This window comes from Aquiflexum sp. (genome assembly GCF_041751335.1).
GTDB lineage: Bacteria > Bacteroidota > Bacteroidia > Cytophagales > Cyclobacteriaceae > Aquiflexum.
The window spans coordinates 1-18646 of sequence record NZ_JBGSXS010000386.1 but is presented as its reverse complement, the minus strand read 5'-3'; the positions used below and the strand labels follow the sequence as shown (position 1 = coordinate 18646).

The window sequence follows — 18646 nt, the reverse complement described above, 5'->3', positions numbered from 1 at the left end:
CGATGGGATAAGGATTCAGTGGTTCAAAGAGTACTCCCATTTTTGGAGGAGATCAAATCCAAAGGTGTAAAAACCCTGATTGAATGCACGCCGAGCTATCTGGGAAAAGACCCCATACTATTGCAAAAACTGACTGATTTGACAGGAATCAGGTTCCTGACCAATACGGGTTACTACGGTGCAGTTGGAGAAAAATATCTTCCCGAGCACGCCTTTTCCGAATCAGCAGAGGAATTGGCAAGCAGGTGGATCCGGGAATTTGAAGAAGGAATTGAGGATACCGGGATTATTCCGGGTTTTATTAAGATCTCTGTCAATGATAGAGCCCAGCTTTCTGAAATGGACAAGAAGCTGGTACAGGCTGCGGCCATTACCCATTTGGAAACAGGTTTGTTGATCGTGTCGCATACGGGACCATGGAATACTGCAAAAGCGGAAATTGATGTTTTGATGGATTCCGGGGTGGATGTCAGCAATTTTGTCTGGGTGCATGCCCAAGCCGAGAAGGATTATGCCAATTACCTGAAAGCTGCTGAATATGGTGTATGGATCAGTTTGGATGGGATAGCATGGGATGTGCCGGGACATCTTGACAGGATTGTCTATTGCAAGGAAAACCGGATTTTGGACAGGGTACTGCTTTCACATGATGCAGGCTGGTACAGCCCAGGTGAAGCCAATGGAGGGGATTTTATAGGATTTACCGCTTTGTTTGATAAGTTGATTCCCTTGATGAAAGAAAAGGGATTTACCCAAAAGGAACTGGACCTGATGCTGATAGAGAATCCGGCAAAGGCTTTTTCGAATAAATAATTACATCCAACTCGATTTCCTAATGATAAATGGGTGTAGTTGGATCCCGACAATTGTCGGGGATACACCCAGTCATCACCGAAAGCCTAAGCTCCACCGAGGGGGGAAGTATAAAAAAAACGAGCCGGAAAAGCATGAACCTTTACAATTCAGCCACATTTTCGGCTCGTTTTTATTTTAGTTTACAAAATTATGGTGCTTGATAATGGTAAATTCTCTTTCTGACTTACTTTCAGCATCCCATTTCAATTCGCCATTAAAGAGAACTTTTGTTACCATTAACAAAAAGGAACTACCGGAATATTTAAAAAATTCAGCATGAATAGTGTCACTGTCGTTTTCGTTCCACTGAACAACTGTTTTTTCAGAGTCTAAAACTAAAAACATCACATAATCATTTCGGAATTCATGAGGAGGGCCAATCCTAAAGTTCCTGGGCATGTCAAGATGAGGTTCGATAAACTCTATCATACGTCCATCTCTTTCGTAGAAAACTTTAATTTTACTTGGATCAAGGTATCTTTCATGACCTGGGTCTAAGAGGTTATTGCCTTCTTCGTCCAGAATTTTAAGAATCGCAACTGTGTCAACGGTAAAACCTCCTTCGGTTGGTAGCTGTTCTTCATTTGAACAAGCACTGAACAAAAACAGCAGAACCAATGGGAAAATATAAATAGGATTTTTCATAATGAATTAATTTAAGGAATAATATTAAATATCATAAATTTATCGTTATTGAACGAATAAGTGATTCCGCTTATAGTTACAGACCAATTATTAAAATTGAAAAAGCCATTTCCATTTCCATCCCAACCCCAATTCATGTGTAATTTGAGATGGGTCGTTCCGGTTTCACAAAAAACAGTCCTTTGGTAGCCATCTGTGACCCACATACGAGCGAAAGCTCCTGTTCCAAATAAAATAACAGGTCTATTTTGATTTAGATTATTTCTTACTGTCATAGAATTGAATGGTCCTTGCTGTGCGGAAGTATAATTAAATGTATTTGTTAAGACAATAGGAAAATTTGCATCTTGTGCTACATGGGTTGCAAAACATGTTATGAATCTTTGGTGTGCAGGGAAAGCGTTTAAAATGTCTGACATTAATGTAGCAGTTTCAATTGTCCCTATATCATGTGGCATATTATTGTAATTATAAAAATTTGGATGGGAATGGTATTTCATTAATTGGCCGTAAGCAACAGAAGTACTACCAGCAAAAGCTCTACCGTTGCAAAGTGGAGGATTACATTGAATTAAAGGCATAAATTGATTATATCCGCACCTCTCGCCCCATATTGTGTTCATTAATGGCCCGACCTGTGTAAATTGATCTTCGCATCCTCCACCTGGGTCGCAGGGGTCGATCAAGCTCATATTTTCTGCCGTGACTTGTCTCTGAATGACACAGGGATCCCATAAATTTATAGAAGAAGAAGAAGAAGAAGAAGAAGAAGGACTACCCACCTCCTCTAGATTAATCTCAGCATCAGGATTGTCACGGATCAATTCTATGATCTCTTCTTGGGTCGAAAACCAATCAATCAGCCCCTCTGGTAAATCATCCTCAGCACTGAGTGGTATCTCATTATCGAAAGAAAATGCCAAAATAGGTAAAAGCCTATCATCTGCTGAAATGATGATGAATCCACCTTCTTCATAATTAATGATATGGTAAAGGGCTTTATCTCCTTTTCCTAAAGGAGACTTACTCTCTTTAACATTTTTGTTTCCAAAAATTTCAACATCAAAGTCAACCTTGCTAGATTTCAATTGACTTTGTTTTTCATTTTGGGGTAATGGAAATTCAATGGTACTTGCAATCATTCTTGCCTTATCGATATCTACATAATGGATATCATTTTCTTCAAAAGCTGCGCCTTGCTCGATTGGCTCAAATTCTTGACAACTAAATGTAATCAAGATTAATAAGCCAAACACCTGCTTAGCAAAGTACCTGGACAGAATGTCTAGATATTTGCGTGGGGGGGGGGTAGTAATTATTTTCATATGGAAGTACTTTAAAATTTAAAAAACTAATTCATCTTCAAAATATCAACTTATTTTCTAAAAGTCAAGAGAAATTTAAAAAAATTTTAGTTGACAATTCCGGTTTCAGTTTACCCCATCTGGGTGAAGATTGGCAATGGCGCTAGGTGTAAATTGTATCTACACCTTTTTATTCTTGGATCCCATACAGCAGTCGGGAGCAATTCCAGTTTACAAGAAAAACTTTTAGATATAAAAAAAACATATCAGTAAGAAGATCAGGAAAGGTTGTTTATATGATTTTCGAAGATTTTCCAATTGTAAATTGGTTTTGATAAAAGGGTGTAGTTGCAAACTACACCCAGTCATCACCGAAAGCCTAAACTACACCGAGGGGGTCACCACCGAAAGCCTAAACTACACAGAGGGGTGGTAATCTTCCAATTTTCCAATCTTACATCTTTCTTTACCGTGGCATAGGGGACAAATTTTGGTAATTTTTCAATTTTAAAATTTTCCAATCTTACAATCCATTCCTCCCCCCTACAAAATAATCTTCTGAAAACCTTTTCCCGTTATGGCTGCCCTGTGTACCTTTGCGCATGGCAGAACAAATCCTCATCCTTGATTTTGGTTCCCAGTACACACAACTCATCGCCCGAAGAGTTAGGGAACTTAATGTTTATTGCGAAATTCACCCATTTAATAAAGTTCCTGAGATCACAGAAGATATAAAAGGAATTATCCTTTCCGGAAGTCCCTGTTCAGTAAGAGATGAAGGTTCCCCGGATCTTGACTTGGATAGTATAAGGGGCAAATTACCGATTTTGGGAGTCTGCTACGGATCCCAACTTTTGGCCCAAAAATATGGGGGAGAAGTCCTCCCTTCTGAAATCAGGGAATATGGTCGGGCCAATCTTGACCATATCGATCTGCACTATGACCTGTTGAAAGAAATGACCCATGGATCCCAGGTTTGGATGTCCCATGGAGATACGATTAAGACATTGCCAGACGGTTTTGAAGTCATTGCGAGTACCTCTTCGGTGAAAGTCGCTGCCTTTAAGATCAAAGGGGAAGAGACTTACGGGATTCAGTTCCACCCAGAAGTGACCCACTCTACAGAAGGAAAAAACTTGCTGAGAAACTTTGTGGTCCAAATCAGTGGCTGTTCCCAAGATTGGACTTCTGATGTGTTTATAGATGCTACCATTGCTGATCTGGAGCAGAAAATAGGAAATGACAAAGTGGTGATGGGGCTTTCAGGTGGGGTTGATTCCTCCGTGGCAGCCACTTTGATCCATAGGGCCATTGGAGAAAACCTTACCTGTGTTTTCGTTGACAATGGCTTATTGAGAAAAAATGAATACGAAGAAGTACTGGAATCTTACCTGACCCTCGGATTGAATGTCATCGGGGTGGATAGCAAGCAGCGTTTTTACGACGCGTTGGCTGGTATCTCCGAACCGGAAGCCAAAAGGAAAGCCATAGGCCGTGTATTTATTGAGGTTTTTGATGATGAAGCCCATAAGATAGAAGGGGTTAAATGGCTTGGCCAAGGCACCATTTATCCAGATGTGATCGAATCGGTTTCTGTCAAGGGACCTTCTGCCACGATCAAATCGCACCACAATGTGGGTGGATTGCCGGATTTTATGAAATTATCCGTAGTGGAACCACTCAATACGCTTTTTAAGGACGAAGTTAGAGAAGTGGGCAGGGCTTTGGAAATTCCCGAGGCAATCATCGGTCGACACCCATTTCCTGGCCCAGGCCTGGCTATCCGGATTTTAGGTGATATTACAGCCGAAAAAGTAAAGACACTTCAGGAAGTTGATTGGATTTTTATTCAAGGACTAAAAACCCATGGCCTATACGATCAGGTATGGCAAGCAGGTGCTATTTTGTTGCCAATCCAGTCTGTGGGTGTAATGGGAGATGAACGGACGTATGAAAAAGTTGTGGCACTCCGGGCAGTAGGTTCTGTTGATGGCATGACAGCGGATTGGATTCATTTGCCTTATGAGTTTCTTGGGAAAATGTCCAATGAAATCATCAATAAAGTCAAAGGCGTAAACAGGGTAGTTTATGATATTTCTTCCAAGCCACCTGCTACTATAGAGTGGGAATAAAATCAACTTATGGAAAACCAATTTATGGATGCTTAGATAAATTTTGGTTCAAATATTTTTATTTGCAGTTGAAAAATATCAATGAATATCCAATTACCAATATTAGATTATGATGAAAAAAGTTATAATCAAATTCTCAAAATTCATATAATGGAAGATGGGTTAATTGTATTTTTCCCTTATGGGTATGATTGGAAGTTGAACTAAAAATAATTTCAAAAATCTTAGAAACTCATAAATAACCTTTGTTTTTGGTTAGTTTTACTTAAAGCAGAACAATTGTACTTTGGCAATATTGATGCATCTCAATTTCTTTGAAAAAACATTGCATTAAACTTGTGAAAGTGACCTGTGGTTTTAACCTTGTGGTGTAAAAATTAAAGTTTTTAAACAATGACTTTATAAGCCCTAATAAAACGGGATCCTGAATTCAGGTTTCCGTTTTTTTTTTGAGGATCGGTCATGGTTTTCGTGGATTTAGGTAGGAAGGTAATTGACTTCGATTGATGCGGTTAGGTTTCTGCGGATTAACTAACCGCACCCAATTTTCCTTTCATTTTTTGGAATATTATTGCAGTTTTGCACAAACCTTTCATATATGGCTGTATTGCTCAAAGCGCTCAGGTTAATTGATCCGCAAAAGATAAACCCTCCCAAAAATTATATATTCAATCATGACCAGATTATTGAGGAAAATGCTGGCTCTGATTTTTCTTTTGAGGAAACTATAGATTGCTCAAGTTTCTTGGCTTCAAAAGGTTGGGTAGACTTGAGATGTATGTCCGGTGAACCTGGAGAGGAATACAAAGAATCAATTGAAAGTTTGGGGGAGGTTTTGCAGTCTAGTGGATTTGTCAAAGCGGTGCTTATGCCAAATACCCATCCTGCGGTGCAGACGAAAAATGAAATTCAATATTTGAAATCAAAATCCGGCAATTGGGTTTCTGACCTTGTCATTCAGGCAGCAGCAACCAAAGACACCAAAGGAGAGGATTTTACAGATATCTTGGATTTGAATCAGGAGGGAGTGTTTGTCTTTGGTGATGGGCTACATCCTATTTCGAATCCTGACAGATTGATGAAAATATTGCAATACCTTCAAAAATTCAATGGAATATTGTTTGATCAGACTTATGAACCTTTGTTGGCATTGTTTGGTCAGATGCATGAGGGATTAACCTCAACCCGGATCGGCATGAAGGGAATACCCAATCTAGCAGAAGATATTGCCATTCATAAAAATCTTGAAATTTTACGGTATTCAGGAGGGAGGCTTCATTTTCAGACTATCAGTACTAAAGGTGCTGTTGAAGAAATCAGAAAAGCTAAGAAAGAGGGTTTAAGGGTAACTGCTGACATCTCATTATACCAATTGATTTTTCACGATGAGGATATGTTGGATTTTGACACCAACCTTAAAGTAATGCCACCATTCCGGGGAAAGGAGGATAGAGACGCACTGATTGAAGGCTTAAAGGATGGAACCATTGATGCCATTGTTTCCAATCATCAACCACAAGACATGGATGCCAAGCATATGGAATTTGATCTTTCTTTATTTGGCATGCTGGGTTTGCAGACTTTTTTGCCAGCCATAGTCAAGTTGACCGATGAGATTTCATGGCCTTTGCTGATTTCCAAAATAACAAGTGGCCCTGAAGCTGTTTTAGGTCAGCAATCGGATAATCTGGATAACCTGACCATATTTGATCCTGAAGAAAAATGGGTTTTTGATAAGAGATCCAATAAATCTCTTTCGTCAAATTCCCCTTGGTTCAATACGGAATTAAAAGGAAAAGTGAAATTTGTAATTAATAGAAACAAATTTGTCAAAATCTAAATGAACAGGTACTTAGAGTCAACGTATCGCTTTGGCCTGATTGGAGGTATTTTCTGTGTTTTTGCATTTTTATTGTTCAATTGGTTAGGGTATGACCCGACCAATTTCAGCATGTTGTTCGGTTATATACTGATTCCGATTTTTGTTTTTTTGGGGATCAGGTATTTCAAAAAGGAGGTAAATTATGGGGAATTGAGTTTTGCCCATGGGATGACGATTGGGTTTTTGATTTACACGATGATCGCTTTTATTTCTGGCCTGGGAATATGGATTGTCCTTCTGATTGACAGTAGCTTATTTGAAACAATAAAGATTTTGAAACTGGAAGTCCTTAGCACAAATAAAGAACTTATCATCTCTCAGCTTAACGAGGAGTCCTTTGATATCACGCTACAGAAAATCAATGCAATGAAACAAAGGGACATTGCCCTGAATGATTTTATTTGGAAAATTCTTCCAGGACTGTTTTTTACAATTATTATTTCTATAATTTTAAGAAAAACTAAAATTTAATGTACTATGGAAAATCAGGAAACACCTTTCAAAGCAGGGTTAAATGCCGGAGTCATTCTGGGTATTTTCTCAGTTGTTATCACATTTATTGTTTATTTCATTGATCCACCCACTTTGGTTTCAGGAATGTATGGGATTGCCATGTTGGTGGTGTTTTTTGGAGTTTTGATTTATTTGGGGATACAATATCGAAAATCCCTAGGAGGTTTTATGGATTTTGGACCTGCATTCAATTTTTCATTTATCGCCCTTATTGTAGCAGGCCTGATATCTCAAGTTGGCAGTGCATTGCTTTACCATGTGGTTGACCCGGCCCTTCCGGGAGTTTTGGTAGAACAGACCCTTGAAAATACCATGGCGATGATGGAAAAAATCGGGGCAGCTGATGCGATGTCTGTTGATCAAATAGATAAGATGAGAGAGAGTACAGCTGCCAATTTCACAGCGATGGGACAGATCAAAACATTTGGCATAGCCCTGATCATTTATGCTGTGATATCATTGATACTTGGTGCAATCCTTAAAAGAAGAGACAAGTCCTTGGACTACTAAATTATAATGATCCAAATCTCCATCATCATACCTGTTTTCAATGAACAGGATTCAATACCTGAGTTACATAATTGGATATGCCGTGTCATGGAAGGACACGGCTATTCTTATGAAATTATTTTTGTAAATGATGGAAGCAATGATGGGTCATGGAATGAAATCCAAAAACTGGCCGGACTCAACCCAAATGTAAAGGGGATCAGTTTTACCAGAAACTACGGTAAATCTGCTGCTTTGGATATGGGTTTTAGCAAGGTAACGGGAGAGGTAGTCATCACCATGGATGCTGATTTGCAGGATAGCCCTGATGAGATCCCCGAATTGTATGAAATGATCGTCAGGGATGGGTTTGATGTGGTTTCAGGTTGGAAGAAAAAAAGGCGTGACCCCATCACCAAAACAATCCCTTCCAGATTTTTCAATGGTGTGACAAGGGTTATTTCTGGTATCAAACTGCATGATTTCAATTGTGGGCTGAAAGCTTATAAAAACAAAGTGGTGAAAAACATCCATATCTATGGGGAAATGCACCGCTATATACCCCTCATTGCCAAATGGAACGGGTTTTCCAATATAGGGGAAAAGGTGGTGGAACACCGTCCCCGGAAATACGGGGAGACAAAATTTGGATTGGAAAGGTTCCTGAACGGATTTCTGGATCTGATCTCTGTTTCTTTTGTCAACCGCTACAAAAGAAGGCCCATGCACTTTTTTGGGACACTGGGTACAGTATCCTTTTTGGCTGGGTTTTTTATCACCTCATGGCTGATTTTCCAAAAAATCTATGGCCTTTATCAAGGAAGGGTCGTAAGGGAAATCACAGCACAGCCTTTATTTTTTCTAGCTCTTGTGGCATTGATAGTAGGGGTTCAGTTATTTTTGACAGGCTTCATAGCAGAAATGATGACTTCCAATTCCAGCAGAAAAGCAGATTACAATATAGAGAAGGAGTTGAACTTTAATAACTGATGTTTTTTTCAGTCATCATACCCGTTTATAACAGGCCACAGGAAATCAAGGAGTTACTCCAAAGCTTGGCCAATCAGTCTTACAAGGATTTTGAAGTCATCATTGTAGAAGATGGCTCGATATTTACCTGTGAAGAGATTTTCCCCCTTTTCCACGACAAACTAAACGTCAGTTATTATTTCATTGAAAATATAGGGCAGGGTTTTGCTAGGAATTTCGGAATGGAAAATGCAAAAGGTGATTATTTTGTGCTTTTTGATTCCGACTGTATCATTCCATCGGATTATTTTGATGCGCTGCATACTGCCGTCAAAAAAAGGAAACTTGATGCACATGGGGGACCGGATGATGCCGGACCCGGTTTTTCAAATTTTCAGAAGGCTATCAATTATAGTATGACCTCTGTCCTGACCACAGGAGGCATCAGGGGTAAACTGAAAGATCCGTCCAAATATCAGGCAAGGGGATATAATATGGGTCTTTCCAGAGAAGCCTTCGAGGTATCCAAGGGATTTGTGGACCCGAATAAAGGGGAGGATATAGAATTGAGTATACGGTTGAAAAAACTAGGCTTTCGCCTGGAATTGGTGGAGGAGGCTTTTGTATACCATAAAAGAAAAAACACCTTCAGGACATTTCTTAGACAAAGTTTTTCTTTTGGTCAAAACAGGGTTAATGTCAGCCGTTACCATCCTGATGCCATTCAGTTAATCCATTTTTTACCAACTTTTTTTCTGTTGGGCGGGCTGTTTGGAGTTGCTTTGTTATTAAAGGCTTCGCCGATATCATTTTGGATTCTGCAGCTTTATCATATTTGGATACTCTTGGTCTTTTTCGATTCCCTTATCAAATACCGTTCATTGGTGGTAGGTTTTCTGGCCATTTTCACCTCATTCGGTCAGTTGACCTTTTATGGTGCCGGTCTGATATTTGGCCTGATGGAAAAGTTAGTAAGCGAAGGCAAGCAGTAACTTATCTATTTCCTTTCTCACAATAGTGGGACTATAATTAATCAAAATCACGAACTACAATACTGGGTTCTGCACTACAGGTAGGCTATAAGTTTTTTGGATTTATTTGACTTTTTCCAATTTATAAACCCCCAAGCATAAATAATCATCTGTGTCATCCGGGCACCGTATTGGAATCAGAAAACCGGAATCATCCACGATACCCAGTTTGTTTACATTATCATCGAAAGAGGTCTCCCCGATTATATTGAAATCTTCATCCAAAATGATTATCGAGCATTTTTTGAACCAATTTTTAGAATTGAAATGCTGTCCGGAAATTGGCTGTTCCACTATCCGGTAATAAACTTCTTTATGCGGATCCCAATAAATGGGACCGTAGGAAATATTGGTCAAATAATGTTTGGTATAGACCATTAAATCCTCAAAATATTCAACCTCTGAGAGGTCTCTTATTTCGATTGCGAATTTACTTCCTGCAAAAACGGCCTTTTCCTTTCCATTCAAATCCTTAATATGGACAGAATCGTCTGCGGGGAAGCTGAAAGCGAAAAAATCCTGCTTTGGATTATAAGTAAAATAGATATCGGCGTAATTGATGGGGAAAACCCTCCGGGAATATATTTCCGGGAATTCAAAATGGGTTGAATATTTTTTTGAGGCCAAATCAAAATCAAGCAAAACCTGATTTTTCAACTGAAATGATTCCAATAAATCAGGATTCAATTCAGAGGATATTGCCAGATACATGTGGCCAATGTGATGTACAATATTTTTTTTGGTGCCGGATTCCAAAGTGAAGGAAAAATCATTTGAACCATTGAATTTATCCCTGTCCAAAATTTCACCTTCCTGGTTGATCAAATAAATATTGTACTCATCCACCACATAAATGGAATCCATGGAAATGACGTGAAGGCCTTGTATTTTACTACTGATGCCGGAAGGTCCGTCCCTATCTATTTCAATGATTGATTGGATATCCCGGTTTTCGAAATCATAAAAATATATCCGGTTTCTATCTGAATTCAGGTAAACGAAATACTTGTTTTGGGACAAATCTTCAAAAATATGTAGGGATCTGAGATCAAACTTGCTAACGGAATCCAAAGGGAAGTAAAGAACTTCTTTTTGGACCAGGTCAAAATCATAACTTGGCCTTTTTTCAATGATTACAAAATCATTGCGGGTATTAGGGTTGCAGGAAAATAGAAGAATAAATATGATAAAAAAAGATATTAAACTTTTCATAATAAGTTCAGCAGTTTAATTAGGAAGAAAATTTAGCAAAAACTATCAGTGGCTATTAGCCTACCCTAATGGTGAAAGGTCAAAAGGGTAGGCTAAAAACTCATTACAAACAATGTGAGTCATAAGAACACAGGCTTCCAGATTTTTTACAATCTATATTAGTTCCCCCTGTGTCACATACATAAACACATTTTTTGGTATGACCACTCCCCGCAATCGCATTCTCCAATGCCACTTCTGTTTCATAAAACTCAGTTTCCTGCTGAGTACCAAAGTTCATTCCTGCCACCAGCAGGAAAGCCAAAACAACGATGGATGCCATCCATCCTTTTTTGTAAAAAGATAATTTTGCCATGATTTTTTTAATTATGTTTATAATTGTTAAGAAATATGTAGTTTAATTTTTTAAAAAAAAATAAGAAAAACAAGAAAGTTTTATTTTTTTTTATTGCTTTAATATTGATCAATAAATAATTCCGATTGTTTTTGTTTTATTTAGATATTTTGACCCAATAATATTGATAAAGTATGAAGAACCTTTTTATTGTCATCCCCTGCTACAATGAAGAAAAAAAGCTTCTGACCAGTGAAATTGTTGATTTTGTAAAGCAGTCCAGCGCAAAGATAATTTTTGTCAATGACGGCAGTACGGACAAGACTTTGGAAAAGCTTGAGGAAATAAAGGAGCAAATTCCGGACAATATTCATATAATTTCAAACGCAAAAAACATCGGCAAGGGAAACTCAGTGAGGGAAGGTGTCCATCTGGCCTTGAAGGATGTTTGCTGTGAATATATAGGATATTTTGATGCCGATCTTTCTGCCCCGTTAGACGAGGCATCAAGGCTTTCCCAAATTGCTATAAAAGAAAACAAAGGATTTATAATGGGTTCAAGGGTTGCTTTGTTCGGTTACCAAATTAAAAGAAAACCTTTGAGGCATTACTTGGGCAGAATTGTTGCGACTATAATAAGCCTGTACCTGAAGATGCAGGTATACGATACCCAATGCGGGGCAAAAATCCTTAAAAGAGAATTTGCCGCCCGTGTTTTTAAGGACCCATTTTTATCCAGGTGGTTGTTTGATGTCGAGATATTGAGAAGGTTACAGATGGACATGGGCAATCTGGATGAAGTGGTAAAGGAAGTGCCATTAAATGTTTGGATTGAAAAGGGAGAATCAAAGTTAAACTTCTTGGATTTGATTAAGGTGCCGATAGATTTAGTCTCAATAATGATTCATTATAGGAAAATTTGATAATTACTTTTTTTAGTACTGCTTTGGTTTATTTACAAAAAGGGTCAAGCCTGCCAGGTTTATTGATCTAAATCGCATCAAAAAACCAACTTTACATTAAAAAAACCTGGCAGGTTTTGTTTCCCGATATTTACTTTGCCAAAGTAGGATTAATCTTCTTTCTAAAATCAACTAACCAATAAATGTTTAAATCCAACAACTCTGCCATATTGTTTACTGCTTTGTTCCTGATGTCCGGGAATATATTCCAAGGATGTGGTCGGGAAGACTTGCGATATACCCACTTCTCCGGAGAACGTTCAGACTTGACGGTTCTTTTGAGTGAGGAAGTTTTGTTTCTGTACCCCAGCGGAGAATATGATGCCGATTCACTGGCCATGTTATTGGAAACATATGACAAGGCCTATTCACTGGCTGTGCAACTTTCAGGCAGGGAACCATTACCTGCTCCACAGGATACCGATAAGCTTCCCCTTGCCATTGTATCCAAAACCTGTGGGCCGGGCTGTGGCCGACTGGGACGCAAGGGAATAGAAATCACTAAGCATACATTTGACAGGATTTACAATGAATTTGTGGTAAATGGCAGACATGACCACCTGTTTTTCTATGAGCTGGGGAGGAACTTCTGGTTTTACGGGGAGGATCCGGGGGATACTCAATGGGAAGGGGTCCACACTGGGTTTGCAGTGTTTTTCAGAGACCTGCTGGTAAAGGAACTCAAGCTGAATATTGCGCCCATCAACGGGATACCTTATGCAAAATATATGGAGGATAAACAAAGCCGATTTGAAAGTTTCCTTGCCAAGATGGGAACTGATAGCCTCAATTGGGAGAAAGTCGAACGAATAAAAAAACAGCAATTTCCCCATTCCCCTTTGTTCTGGTCTTCGCTGTGGTGGGAGCTGTATCAAAAGCAGGGCAGGGAAGGGGTGATAGCTGCATTTAGTCTGCTGAAGGTACAGCCTCTCCCTGAGAATGGGGAGGCTTGGTTTCGGTTTTTGGTTAAGTAAGGAAAATCGGTATAAAAATTCACTCCTAAAAACAGTAAATATGCTTTAAATAAGATTAATTTGAACATATTCGTAAATATTTTCAAAGATTTATTTGCATAGTTGAATATTTTTTTTTTAGTTTAAACGGTAATTATATTTTACATCTTAAACAAAACAAATCATGGTAACATTGTTTAAAAAATTTAAAATCGGGATGATTGCCTTTGGGGCAATGGCATTTATGATGATGGCCGGATGGCAGTTTGGTGTCAGTGGAACTGACGTGGTTTTTACGGATAAGGAAGTGGCATTGGAAAATGCGATTGCTGGATCTGGTGCTTGCAAGTGGAAGAAATATACTTGCCCGGGTTGGGGAGGGACATCTTACGAAGCCTGTTTAACAAATGGAGATGGAAATACCTGTACATGTGGAGAAGTTACCCGTGATTGTTAGTCTCAAATTTTTGAGCCATTATTTAGTAATGGCTCATTTTTTTTTAATTTTCATTTAAAGTGATATATGAATAGGTTAATAATAAATCTTTTATTGATATTAGTATTCTTCTCTTGTTCAGATCAAAAAAAAACCAAAGATCTATCTGAAGATTTTAAAATTCTTTCAGAAAAAGTAATCAATTTTAGAGATGAATCAAAACTGGTCAAATTGTCTGAAATTACTAAAGAGTCCCCTAATTTTATTTTTTTAGAAACTACAGAAAACTCCTTAATTGGTCGAATAGATAAAATAATATTCTATAATGAATTTATATTTATTTTAGATTCATTTATAGCAGAGGCGATTTTAATATTTAATAAGGAAGGAAAATTCATCAAAAAACTTTCATCCCAAGGAGAAGGTCCAGACCAATACAAAAAACCTTTGGATTTTTTTGTTGAAAATGAGAAAATCTGGATACTTGACAATGGAAGAGAAATCAAGGTTTTTGACATAAAAGGTGACTTAATGGATATTATTAAAATTAAGTCCTTAAGTGCGATTAAATTTCAAAAATCTAATGATTCTTCAGTTTTTTCTTTCGTTTCAGGTGATATAGATGATAATTTAATTGTTACGGATAAGGACTTAAATAGAATCAATTCTCGCTTTCCATATATAAACAGGGATGTGGATAAGGTGATAATAAATCCCATATACAAACAATATGATTCAGGAGAAATCATTTATCGAAGAAATTATAATGATACATTGTATTCAATAGATAAATTCGGAAGTATTCGTCCTTATAAATTTATAAATTATGGAAGTAATGGTATAGATCACAAAACTTTTTCAAGTATTAAGTCTAGTATTATGCCAAACGATCTTTTAGATAAATTTGCTTATACTACTTATTTTTCTGAAAATTTAAAAAATGAATACTTGGTTTTTTCTTTTAAAGACGATTATTGGATTAGTGTTTATGACAAAAAAAATGAAACTTCAATTCTGTTTACATATGAAAATTATTTAAATGATTTGACATATGAAAAAGATTCTTATGCAATAGGTACCACGAAAGAAGAATTGATATTTCTAGTAATTCCCCAAAGTCTAAAAGCTCACGAGGAGAAGATAATTGCGAATGCGAATAATAAATTTCCGCCTGAATTTTATCAAAATATTAAAAATGTTAGCCCGGATGATAATCCTATATTGATGCTTGTGAAATATGTATTGGCTTCGACAGATTAATTTATGGCTAGCATGAATTTACTTTATTAAAATTTATTCTGCTGGATATGAATAAAAGCTCATATTTTTTCTTTATCCTCATTTTGTTTTTAGGAGCTCCTATCGTTGGTGATTATGGCATATCCATGGATGAACCAATAGAAAGAAAGCATGGAATCGTAGCATTTGACTACTTGAATGAAAAATTTAATCTGTTTCCTGGTATTGAAAAAGGGACAGGAGAAAACCTGAATACTTATGACCACCGGGATTATGGAATGATTTTTCAACTGGCCGCATACGGGTTGGAATTACTTTTGGGTATCAATAATAGCCGGGATGTGTTTTTGTTGCGCCACCTTTTGGTTTTTATACTCTTTTGGTCGAGTCTGGTTTTCTTCTACAAAATCATTGTCTGGCAATATAAGGATTGGAGGATCGGGATTTTGGGGGTGTTATTCTTTCTTTTAAGTCCGCGGTTGTTTGCGGAATCCTTCTATAATCCCAAGGATATCCCTATTATGGCATTTTTTATTATATCTACCTATACATTGATCAGGTTTTTGTACCAGAACACAAAATCCAATGCGGTATGGCATGGAATCGCATGCGGATTGGCCATCAGTACAAGAATTGTCGGGATCATCCTGCCGGTATTTACTTTGATCTTGGTTCTTTTTAAAATCTTTGAAGCTCGTTGGGTGGGATTGCAATGGAAAAGCTTTATATCAGGAACAGTTATTTTTTTATTTTCCGTATTGCTGGCCACTTTTTTATTCTGGCCGGTACTCTGGGAAAATCCCGTTGACAGCTTTTTGTATTCATTCAATAGCATGAAGAAGTTCAGGTGGTATGGCAACATCCTGCTGTGGGGTGAACTGGTCAATTCCAATGCGCTCCCATGGCATTATATACCATCCTGGATTTTGGTGACCACGCCGCTTTCGTTTATAGTATTCTTTATCACCGGGATTTTTTCGATGGTCAGGTCTTTTCTCAAGGATAAGAAGGCTTTTTTGTTTGACCAAAAGAACAAGGCTGACATCATATACTTGGGTTTGTTCTTAGGCCCCTTATTTTCGGTAATTCTTTTTAATTCGGTGCTGTATAATGGATGGCGGCATCTGTATTTTATCTATCCCTTTTTTCTGTTGATCGGGATGAGAGGCTTTTTGACCCTGTTTTTGTTTGTCAAAAGGAGTTTCACCGAGAATAAGCAAATCCTGGTTTCGGGAGTTTTAAGTTTTATCATCGTATTCAACCTGATACAGACTTTGGTTTTTATGATCAGATTCCATCCCCATCAAAATGTGTATTTCAATGAACTTGCCCGAAATGTCGAACATAACTTTGAAAGGGATTATTATGGACTGTCTTACAGGCAGGCATTGAAATATCTCCTTGAAAACACTGAAGATGATAGTTTGATGATTTACAGTCATGATTTTATCGGAAAGATTAATACCATGAACTTTCCAAAAAAAGAAGCCGACAGACTGCGCTTTGTCTCCAATCAGAAAGATGCGGATTATTTCATATCCTTATTGAACCCCAGAAATGAAAAGGAATATGATGATATGATCAAAAAGAAGAGCCCCTATAATAATCCCGAGTTTGTCAACATACAAGTCAATGGGTATAGGATCATCAGCATATTTAAATTGAATGTAGGAGACCAATAAAACAACAATTTCTAATTTCTTTATTGGACAAAGAAGGTTTAGAAAAATAAGTTTTTCAAAACCTGAATAAAACAATGAATATGTTTTAAGTAAGATTATTTTGAATTTATTTTAATTTTTCTATCGGATTTATTTGCATTGTTGGATTTTTTTTTTTTTTAATTTTAAATGACTTTATTGATTTACAACCTAAACAAAACAGATTATGCTAACATTATTTAAAAATTTCAAGATCGGGATGATTGCATTTGGTGCAATTGTATTTATGATGGTGGCCGGATGGCAGTTTGGTGTCGGCGGAACAGAAGAAGTGTTTTCGGATAAGGAGGTGGCATTGGAAAATGCTTTAGCTGGGAGTGGTGGGGAATGGGTATGTTGTCAGTCTTTTAGTACCGGCTGTCCTACATATGATGGATCCATGTACTTTCCGTGGGATTACGCCTATTGGGGAGGGTCATTCTGTCCATAATTCAAATACGGGATAGGGGAAGGTAACCTACCCCTATCATTTAATCCAGGTCGTAAAACAAATCATCAATGAAACCAACCTACTTTAACATACTGCTATATATATTGATTATTTCATGCAATCCATCCCCAAATAAAAAAACTGAATTTAATCCCGAAAAATTAGTACCCTATTGTTTAGTGTCCGAAAAATCAGATAATTCCAACATTCTAAATCCAAGGAGAATATTTAGTAAAGGTGACTTTCTTTTTATCATCGAAGATTATCGAATGCCACCAGATCGACCATTAATCCATATTTTTAGAAAAGAACCTTTAATTTACTTTAATTCGAAAGGGAAAATCGGATTTGGCCCTTTGGAAGCCCAATCAGTGGAAGTCCTTAATCCCGGACTTTCTGACAGCACATTCGTTATGTACAGTGGTATGGATAGAAAATATATCGAATACGATATATATGACAGTTCTAGGCTTGGGATCAGGGAAATTAAAATACCTCATTCTGAAACTCCACTGGGATCAATATATTTTTCACCGGATTCAATTTTTATCGGAATTCCCACTTACGATGAAAACAAATTCGTAGAAGTCAATCTTCAAGGAAAAAAGATCAATGGATTTGGAAAATGGGAACAGGTCGAAGGAAAAAAAGAAATGTCTTATTTCCATCATTTTCATCTAAACCAGGGCTGGTTTAAATCAGATGATGACTTTACATTGCTTGTAAATGCTTTAATATTCAGAGACAGATTAGAAATTTTTGACCTAAAAACTAAAGAAATAAAAATCATTGACGGCCCATCCACAGAGCTTCCTGAATTTAAATTTTATGAAGCTAGTATGCCTCTGGATATTCCCATCTCAAATCCTTATAGATATCGTGATGTTTTTATTTCCAAAAAAAGGATTTACGCATTATACGGTGGGGTAAATGAAGCTCATTATAAGGAAACTAGCGAATTAGCGAAGAAAATATTTGTATTTACCCGAAAAGGTGAACCAATTCTCAAGTTTGACCTTGACAGATCTGTCCACTCAATAGTAGTAGACGAAGATCTAAATAAAATTTATGGATTGACCACCGATGAAAATCCTGGAATAGCCGTATTTAGAATCCCTACTAGGATTTTCTGAATTTGGAAAAAAGATGCTTACCATTCGGTGAGCGAAGGCAAGCAGTAACTTATCTATTTCCTTTCTCACAATAGAATATAATTTCATTTTCGGGCAGGGCATGTTTTTCAATCAGCTCTTGAGATAGTGTTTTGACAAAAAGGTTTTCATGGACCATGAGACCTGATTGATTCAGCCGGATAGCATAGTCCTTACCATATTTTCTTACATGGTCCCTTTGACCAAAAAGTCTTTCCCTTTCGGCAGGATCTGAAATGGTCTTATCTTCTATGGTTTTTTCCAGGTCATATACGGGTGACTGTATAATTCCCCAACCGTCCTTTTTCAGCACCCGGTTGATTTCACTGCAGGCCAATAGGTCATCATCCACATGTTCCAAAACGTGGTTGCAGAATACCACATCAAA

Annotated in this window: 19 protein-coding genes; 14 read left to right on the top strand and 5 right to left on the bottom strand. The window is 37.5% G+C overall.

What is annotated here, in order from left to right; genetic code table 11:
• A partial coding sequence (locus tag ACEW8U_RS20630) for a phosphotriesterase (RefSeq protein WP_373523943.1) occupies positions 1 to 813 on the top strand: 813 nt, incomplete at its 5' end.
• A 177-nt stretch (positions 814 to 990) separates the two neighbouring features.
• Here ACEW8U_RS20630 and ACEW8U_RS20625 read toward each other — a convergent pair.
• The gene (locus ACEW8U_RS20625; protein ID WP_373523942.1) at positions 991 to 1500 is read right to left on the bottom strand and encodes a hypothetical protein; all 510 of its coding nucleotides are present in this window, start codon (positions 1498 to 1500) and stop codon (positions 991 to 993) included.
• Between the two features lie 11 nt (positions 1501 to 1511).
• Complete coding sequence (locus tag ACEW8U_RS20620) at positions 1512 to 2825, bottom strand: C10 family peptidase (protein ID WP_373523941.1); 1314 nt, start codon at positions 2823 to 2825, stop codon at positions 1512 to 1514.
• A 581-nt stretch (positions 2826 to 3406) separates the two neighbouring features.
• Here ACEW8U_RS20620 and guaA point away from each other — a divergent pair.
• From guaA to ACEW8U_RS20590, 6 genes are all read left to right on the top strand, one after another.
• On the top strand, positions 3407 to 4936 hold the full coding sequence (gene guaA, locus ACEW8U_RS20615) for a glutamine-hydrolyzing GMP synthase (protein WP_373523940.1): 1530 nt from the start codon (positions 3407 to 3409) through the stop codon (positions 4934 to 4936).
• A 598-nt stretch (positions 4937 to 5534) separates the two neighbouring features.
• Positions 5535 to 6776 (top strand): dihydroorotase, encoded by a 1242-nt coding sequence (locus tag ACEW8U_RS20610; protein WP_373523939.1) that lies wholly within the window; start codon positions 5535 to 5537, stop codon positions 6774 to 6776.
• Entirely contained in the window at positions 6777 to 7289 is a 513-nt protein-coding gene (locus ACEW8U_RS20605; protein ID WP_373523938.1) for a DUF4199 domain-containing protein, read from the top strand.
• Positions 7290 to 7295: 6 nt separating this feature from the next.
• Positions 7296 to 7841 carry a DUF4199 domain-containing protein gene (locus ACEW8U_RS20600; protein WP_373523937.1) on the top strand — a complete coding sequence of 182 codons (546 nt, stop codon included), beginning with the start codon at positions 7296 to 7298 and terminating at the stop codon, positions 7839 to 7841.
• A 6-nt stretch (positions 7842 to 7847) separates the two neighbouring features.
• Entirely contained in the window at positions 7848 to 8810 is a 963-nt protein-coding gene (locus ACEW8U_RS20595) for a glycosyltransferase family 2 protein (protein WP_373523936.1), read from the top strand.
• Positions 8810 to 9781 (top strand): glycosyltransferase, encoded by a 972-nt coding sequence (locus ACEW8U_RS20590; RefSeq protein WP_373523935.1) that lies wholly within the window; start codon positions 8810 to 8812, stop codon positions 9779 to 9781. The genes ACEW8U_RS20595 and ACEW8U_RS20590 overlap by 1 nt, the downstream gene beginning before the upstream one ends.
• A 102-nt stretch (positions 9782 to 9883) precedes the next feature.
• On the opposite strand, the gene ACEW8U_RS20585 is transcribed toward ACEW8U_RS20590, so the two are convergent.
• Both ACEW8U_RS20585 and ACEW8U_RS20580 read right to left on the bottom strand, forming a co-directional pair.
• Positions 9884 to 11032, bottom strand: coding sequence for a DUF4221 family protein (locus tag ACEW8U_RS20585; protein WP_373523934.1), 1149 nt, complete (start codon positions 11030 to 11032; stop codon positions 9884 to 9886).
• A gap of 103 nt (positions 11033 to 11135) precedes the next feature.
• Positions 11136 to 11387, bottom strand: coding sequence for a hypothetical protein (locus tag ACEW8U_RS20580; protein ID WP_373523933.1), 252 nt, complete (start codon positions 11385 to 11387; stop codon positions 11136 to 11138).
• Positions 11388 to 11560: 173 nt separating this feature from the next.
• Between ACEW8U_RS20580 and ACEW8U_RS20575 the strand changes: the two genes are divergently transcribed.
• The 7 genes from ACEW8U_RS20575 (at position 11561) to ACEW8U_RS20545 (ending at position 18240) form a co-directional block, all read left to right on the top strand.
• On the top strand, positions 11561 to 12289 hold the full coding sequence (locus ACEW8U_RS20575; protein ID WP_373523932.1) for a glycosyltransferase: 729 nt from the start codon (positions 11561 to 11563) through the stop codon (positions 12287 to 12289).
• Between the two features lie 182 nt (positions 12290 to 12471).
• Entirely contained in the window at positions 12472 to 13302 is an 831-nt protein-coding gene (locus tag ACEW8U_RS20570; RefSeq protein ID WP_373523931.1) for a hypothetical protein, read from the top strand.
• A gap of 163 nt (positions 13303 to 13465) precedes the next feature.
• On the top strand, positions 13466 to 13738 hold the full coding sequence (locus ACEW8U_RS20565) for a hypothetical protein (RefSeq protein ID WP_373523930.1): 273 nt from the start codon (positions 13466 to 13468) through the stop codon (positions 13736 to 13738).
• A gap of 66 nt (positions 13739 to 13804) precedes the next feature.
• A complete protein-coding gene (locus ACEW8U_RS20560; RefSeq protein ID WP_373523929.1) occupies positions 13805 to 14977 on the top strand; it encodes a 6-bladed beta-propeller in 1173 nt (390 codons plus the stop codon).
• Positions 14978 to 15024: 47 nt separating this feature from the next.
• Positions 15025 to 16638 (top strand): ArnT family glycosyltransferase, encoded by a 1614-nt coding sequence (locus ACEW8U_RS20555; protein ID WP_373523928.1) that lies wholly within the window; start codon positions 15025 to 15027, stop codon positions 16636 to 16638.
• A 205-nt stretch (positions 16639 to 16843) separates the two neighbouring features.
• Positions 16844 to 17107: a hypothetical protein gene (locus ACEW8U_RS20550; protein WP_373523927.1), complete on the top strand. Its 264-nt coding sequence runs from the start codon at positions 16844 to 16846 to the stop codon at positions 17105 to 17107.
• Positions 17108 to 17175: 68 nt separating this feature from the next.
• Positions 17176 to 18240 carry a BF3164 family lipoprotein gene (locus ACEW8U_RS20545; protein ID WP_373523926.1) on the top strand — a complete coding sequence of 355 codons (1065 nt, stop codon included), beginning with the start codon at positions 17176 to 17178 and terminating at the stop codon, positions 18238 to 18240.
• A 49-nt stretch (positions 18241 to 18289) separates the two neighbouring features.
• Here ACEW8U_RS20545 and ACEW8U_RS20540 read toward each other — a convergent pair.
• The coding region (locus tag ACEW8U_RS20540) for a methyltransferase domain-containing protein (protein ID WP_373523925.1) at positions 18290 to 18646 on the bottom strand (357 nt) is incomplete at its 5' end.

What these genes read in the sequence shown, in the direction of transcription:
- ACEW8U_RS20570 (WP_373523931.1), top strand. Translation starts at nt 12,472, where the DNA reads ATGTTTAAATCCAACAACTCTGCCATATTGTTTACTGCTTTGTTCCTG.
- ACEW8U_RS20560 (WP_373523929.1), top strand. Translation starts at nt 13,805, where the DNA reads ATGAATAGGTTAATAATAAATCTTTTATTGATATTAGTATTCTTCTCT.
- ACEW8U_RS20595 (WP_373523936.1), top strand. Translation starts at nt 7,848, where the DNA reads ATGATCCAAATCTCCATCATCATACCTGTTTTCAATGAACAGGATTCA.
- ACEW8U_RS20550 (WP_373523927.1), top strand. Translation starts at nt 16,844, where the DNA reads ATGCTAACATTATTTAAAAATTTCAAGATCGGGATGATTGCATTTGGT.
- ACEW8U_RS20580 (WP_373523933.1), bottom strand. Translation starts at nt 11,387, where the DNA reads ATGGCAAAATTATCTTTTTACAAAAAAGGATGGATGGCATCCATCGTT.
- guaA (WP_373523940.1), top strand. Translation starts at nt 3,407, where the DNA reads ATGGCAGAACAAATCCTCATCCTTGATTTTGGTTCCCAGTACACACAA.
- ACEW8U_RS20575 (WP_373523932.1), top strand. Translation starts at nt 11,561, where the DNA reads ATGAAGAACCTTTTTATTGTCATCCCCTGCTACAATGAAGAAAAAAAG.
- ACEW8U_RS20585 (WP_373523934.1), bottom strand. Translation starts at nt 11,032, where the DNA reads ATGAAAAGTTTAATATCTTTTTTTATCATATTTATTCTTCTATTTTCC.
- ACEW8U_RS20590 (WP_373523935.1), top strand. Translation starts at nt 8,810, where the DNA reads ATGTTTTTTTCAGTCATCATACCCGTTTATAACAGGCCACAGGAAATC.
- ACEW8U_RS20625 (WP_373523942.1), bottom strand. Translation starts at nt 1,500, where the DNA reads ATGAAAAATCCTATTTATATTTTCCCATTGGTTCTGCTGTTTTTGTTC.
- ACEW8U_RS20565 (WP_373523930.1), top strand. Translation starts at nt 13,466, where the DNA reads ATGGTAACATTGTTTAAAAAATTTAAAATCGGGATGATTGCCTTTGGG.
- ACEW8U_RS20605 (WP_373523938.1), top strand. Translation starts at nt 6,777, where the DNA reads ATGAACAGGTACTTAGAGTCAACGTATCGCTTTGGCCTGATTGGAGGT.
- ACEW8U_RS20610 (WP_373523939.1), top strand. Translation starts at nt 5,535, where the DNA reads ATGGCTGTATTGCTCAAAGCGCTCAGGTTAATTGATCCGCAAAAGATA.
- ACEW8U_RS20545 (WP_373523926.1), top strand. Translation starts at nt 17,176, where the DNA reads ATGAAACCAACCTACTTTAACATACTGCTATATATATTGATTATTTCA.
- ACEW8U_RS20555 (WP_373523928.1), top strand. Translation starts at nt 15,025, where the DNA reads ATGAATAAAAGCTCATATTTTTTCTTTATCCTCATTTTGTTTTTAGGA.
- ACEW8U_RS20600 (WP_373523937.1), top strand. Translation starts at nt 7,296, where the DNA reads ATGGAAAATCAGGAAACACCTTTCAAAGCAGGGTTAAATGCCGGAGTC.
- ACEW8U_RS20620 (WP_373523941.1), bottom strand. Translation starts at nt 2,825, where the DNA reads ATGAAAATAATTACTACCCCCCCCCCACGCAAATATCTAGACATTCTG.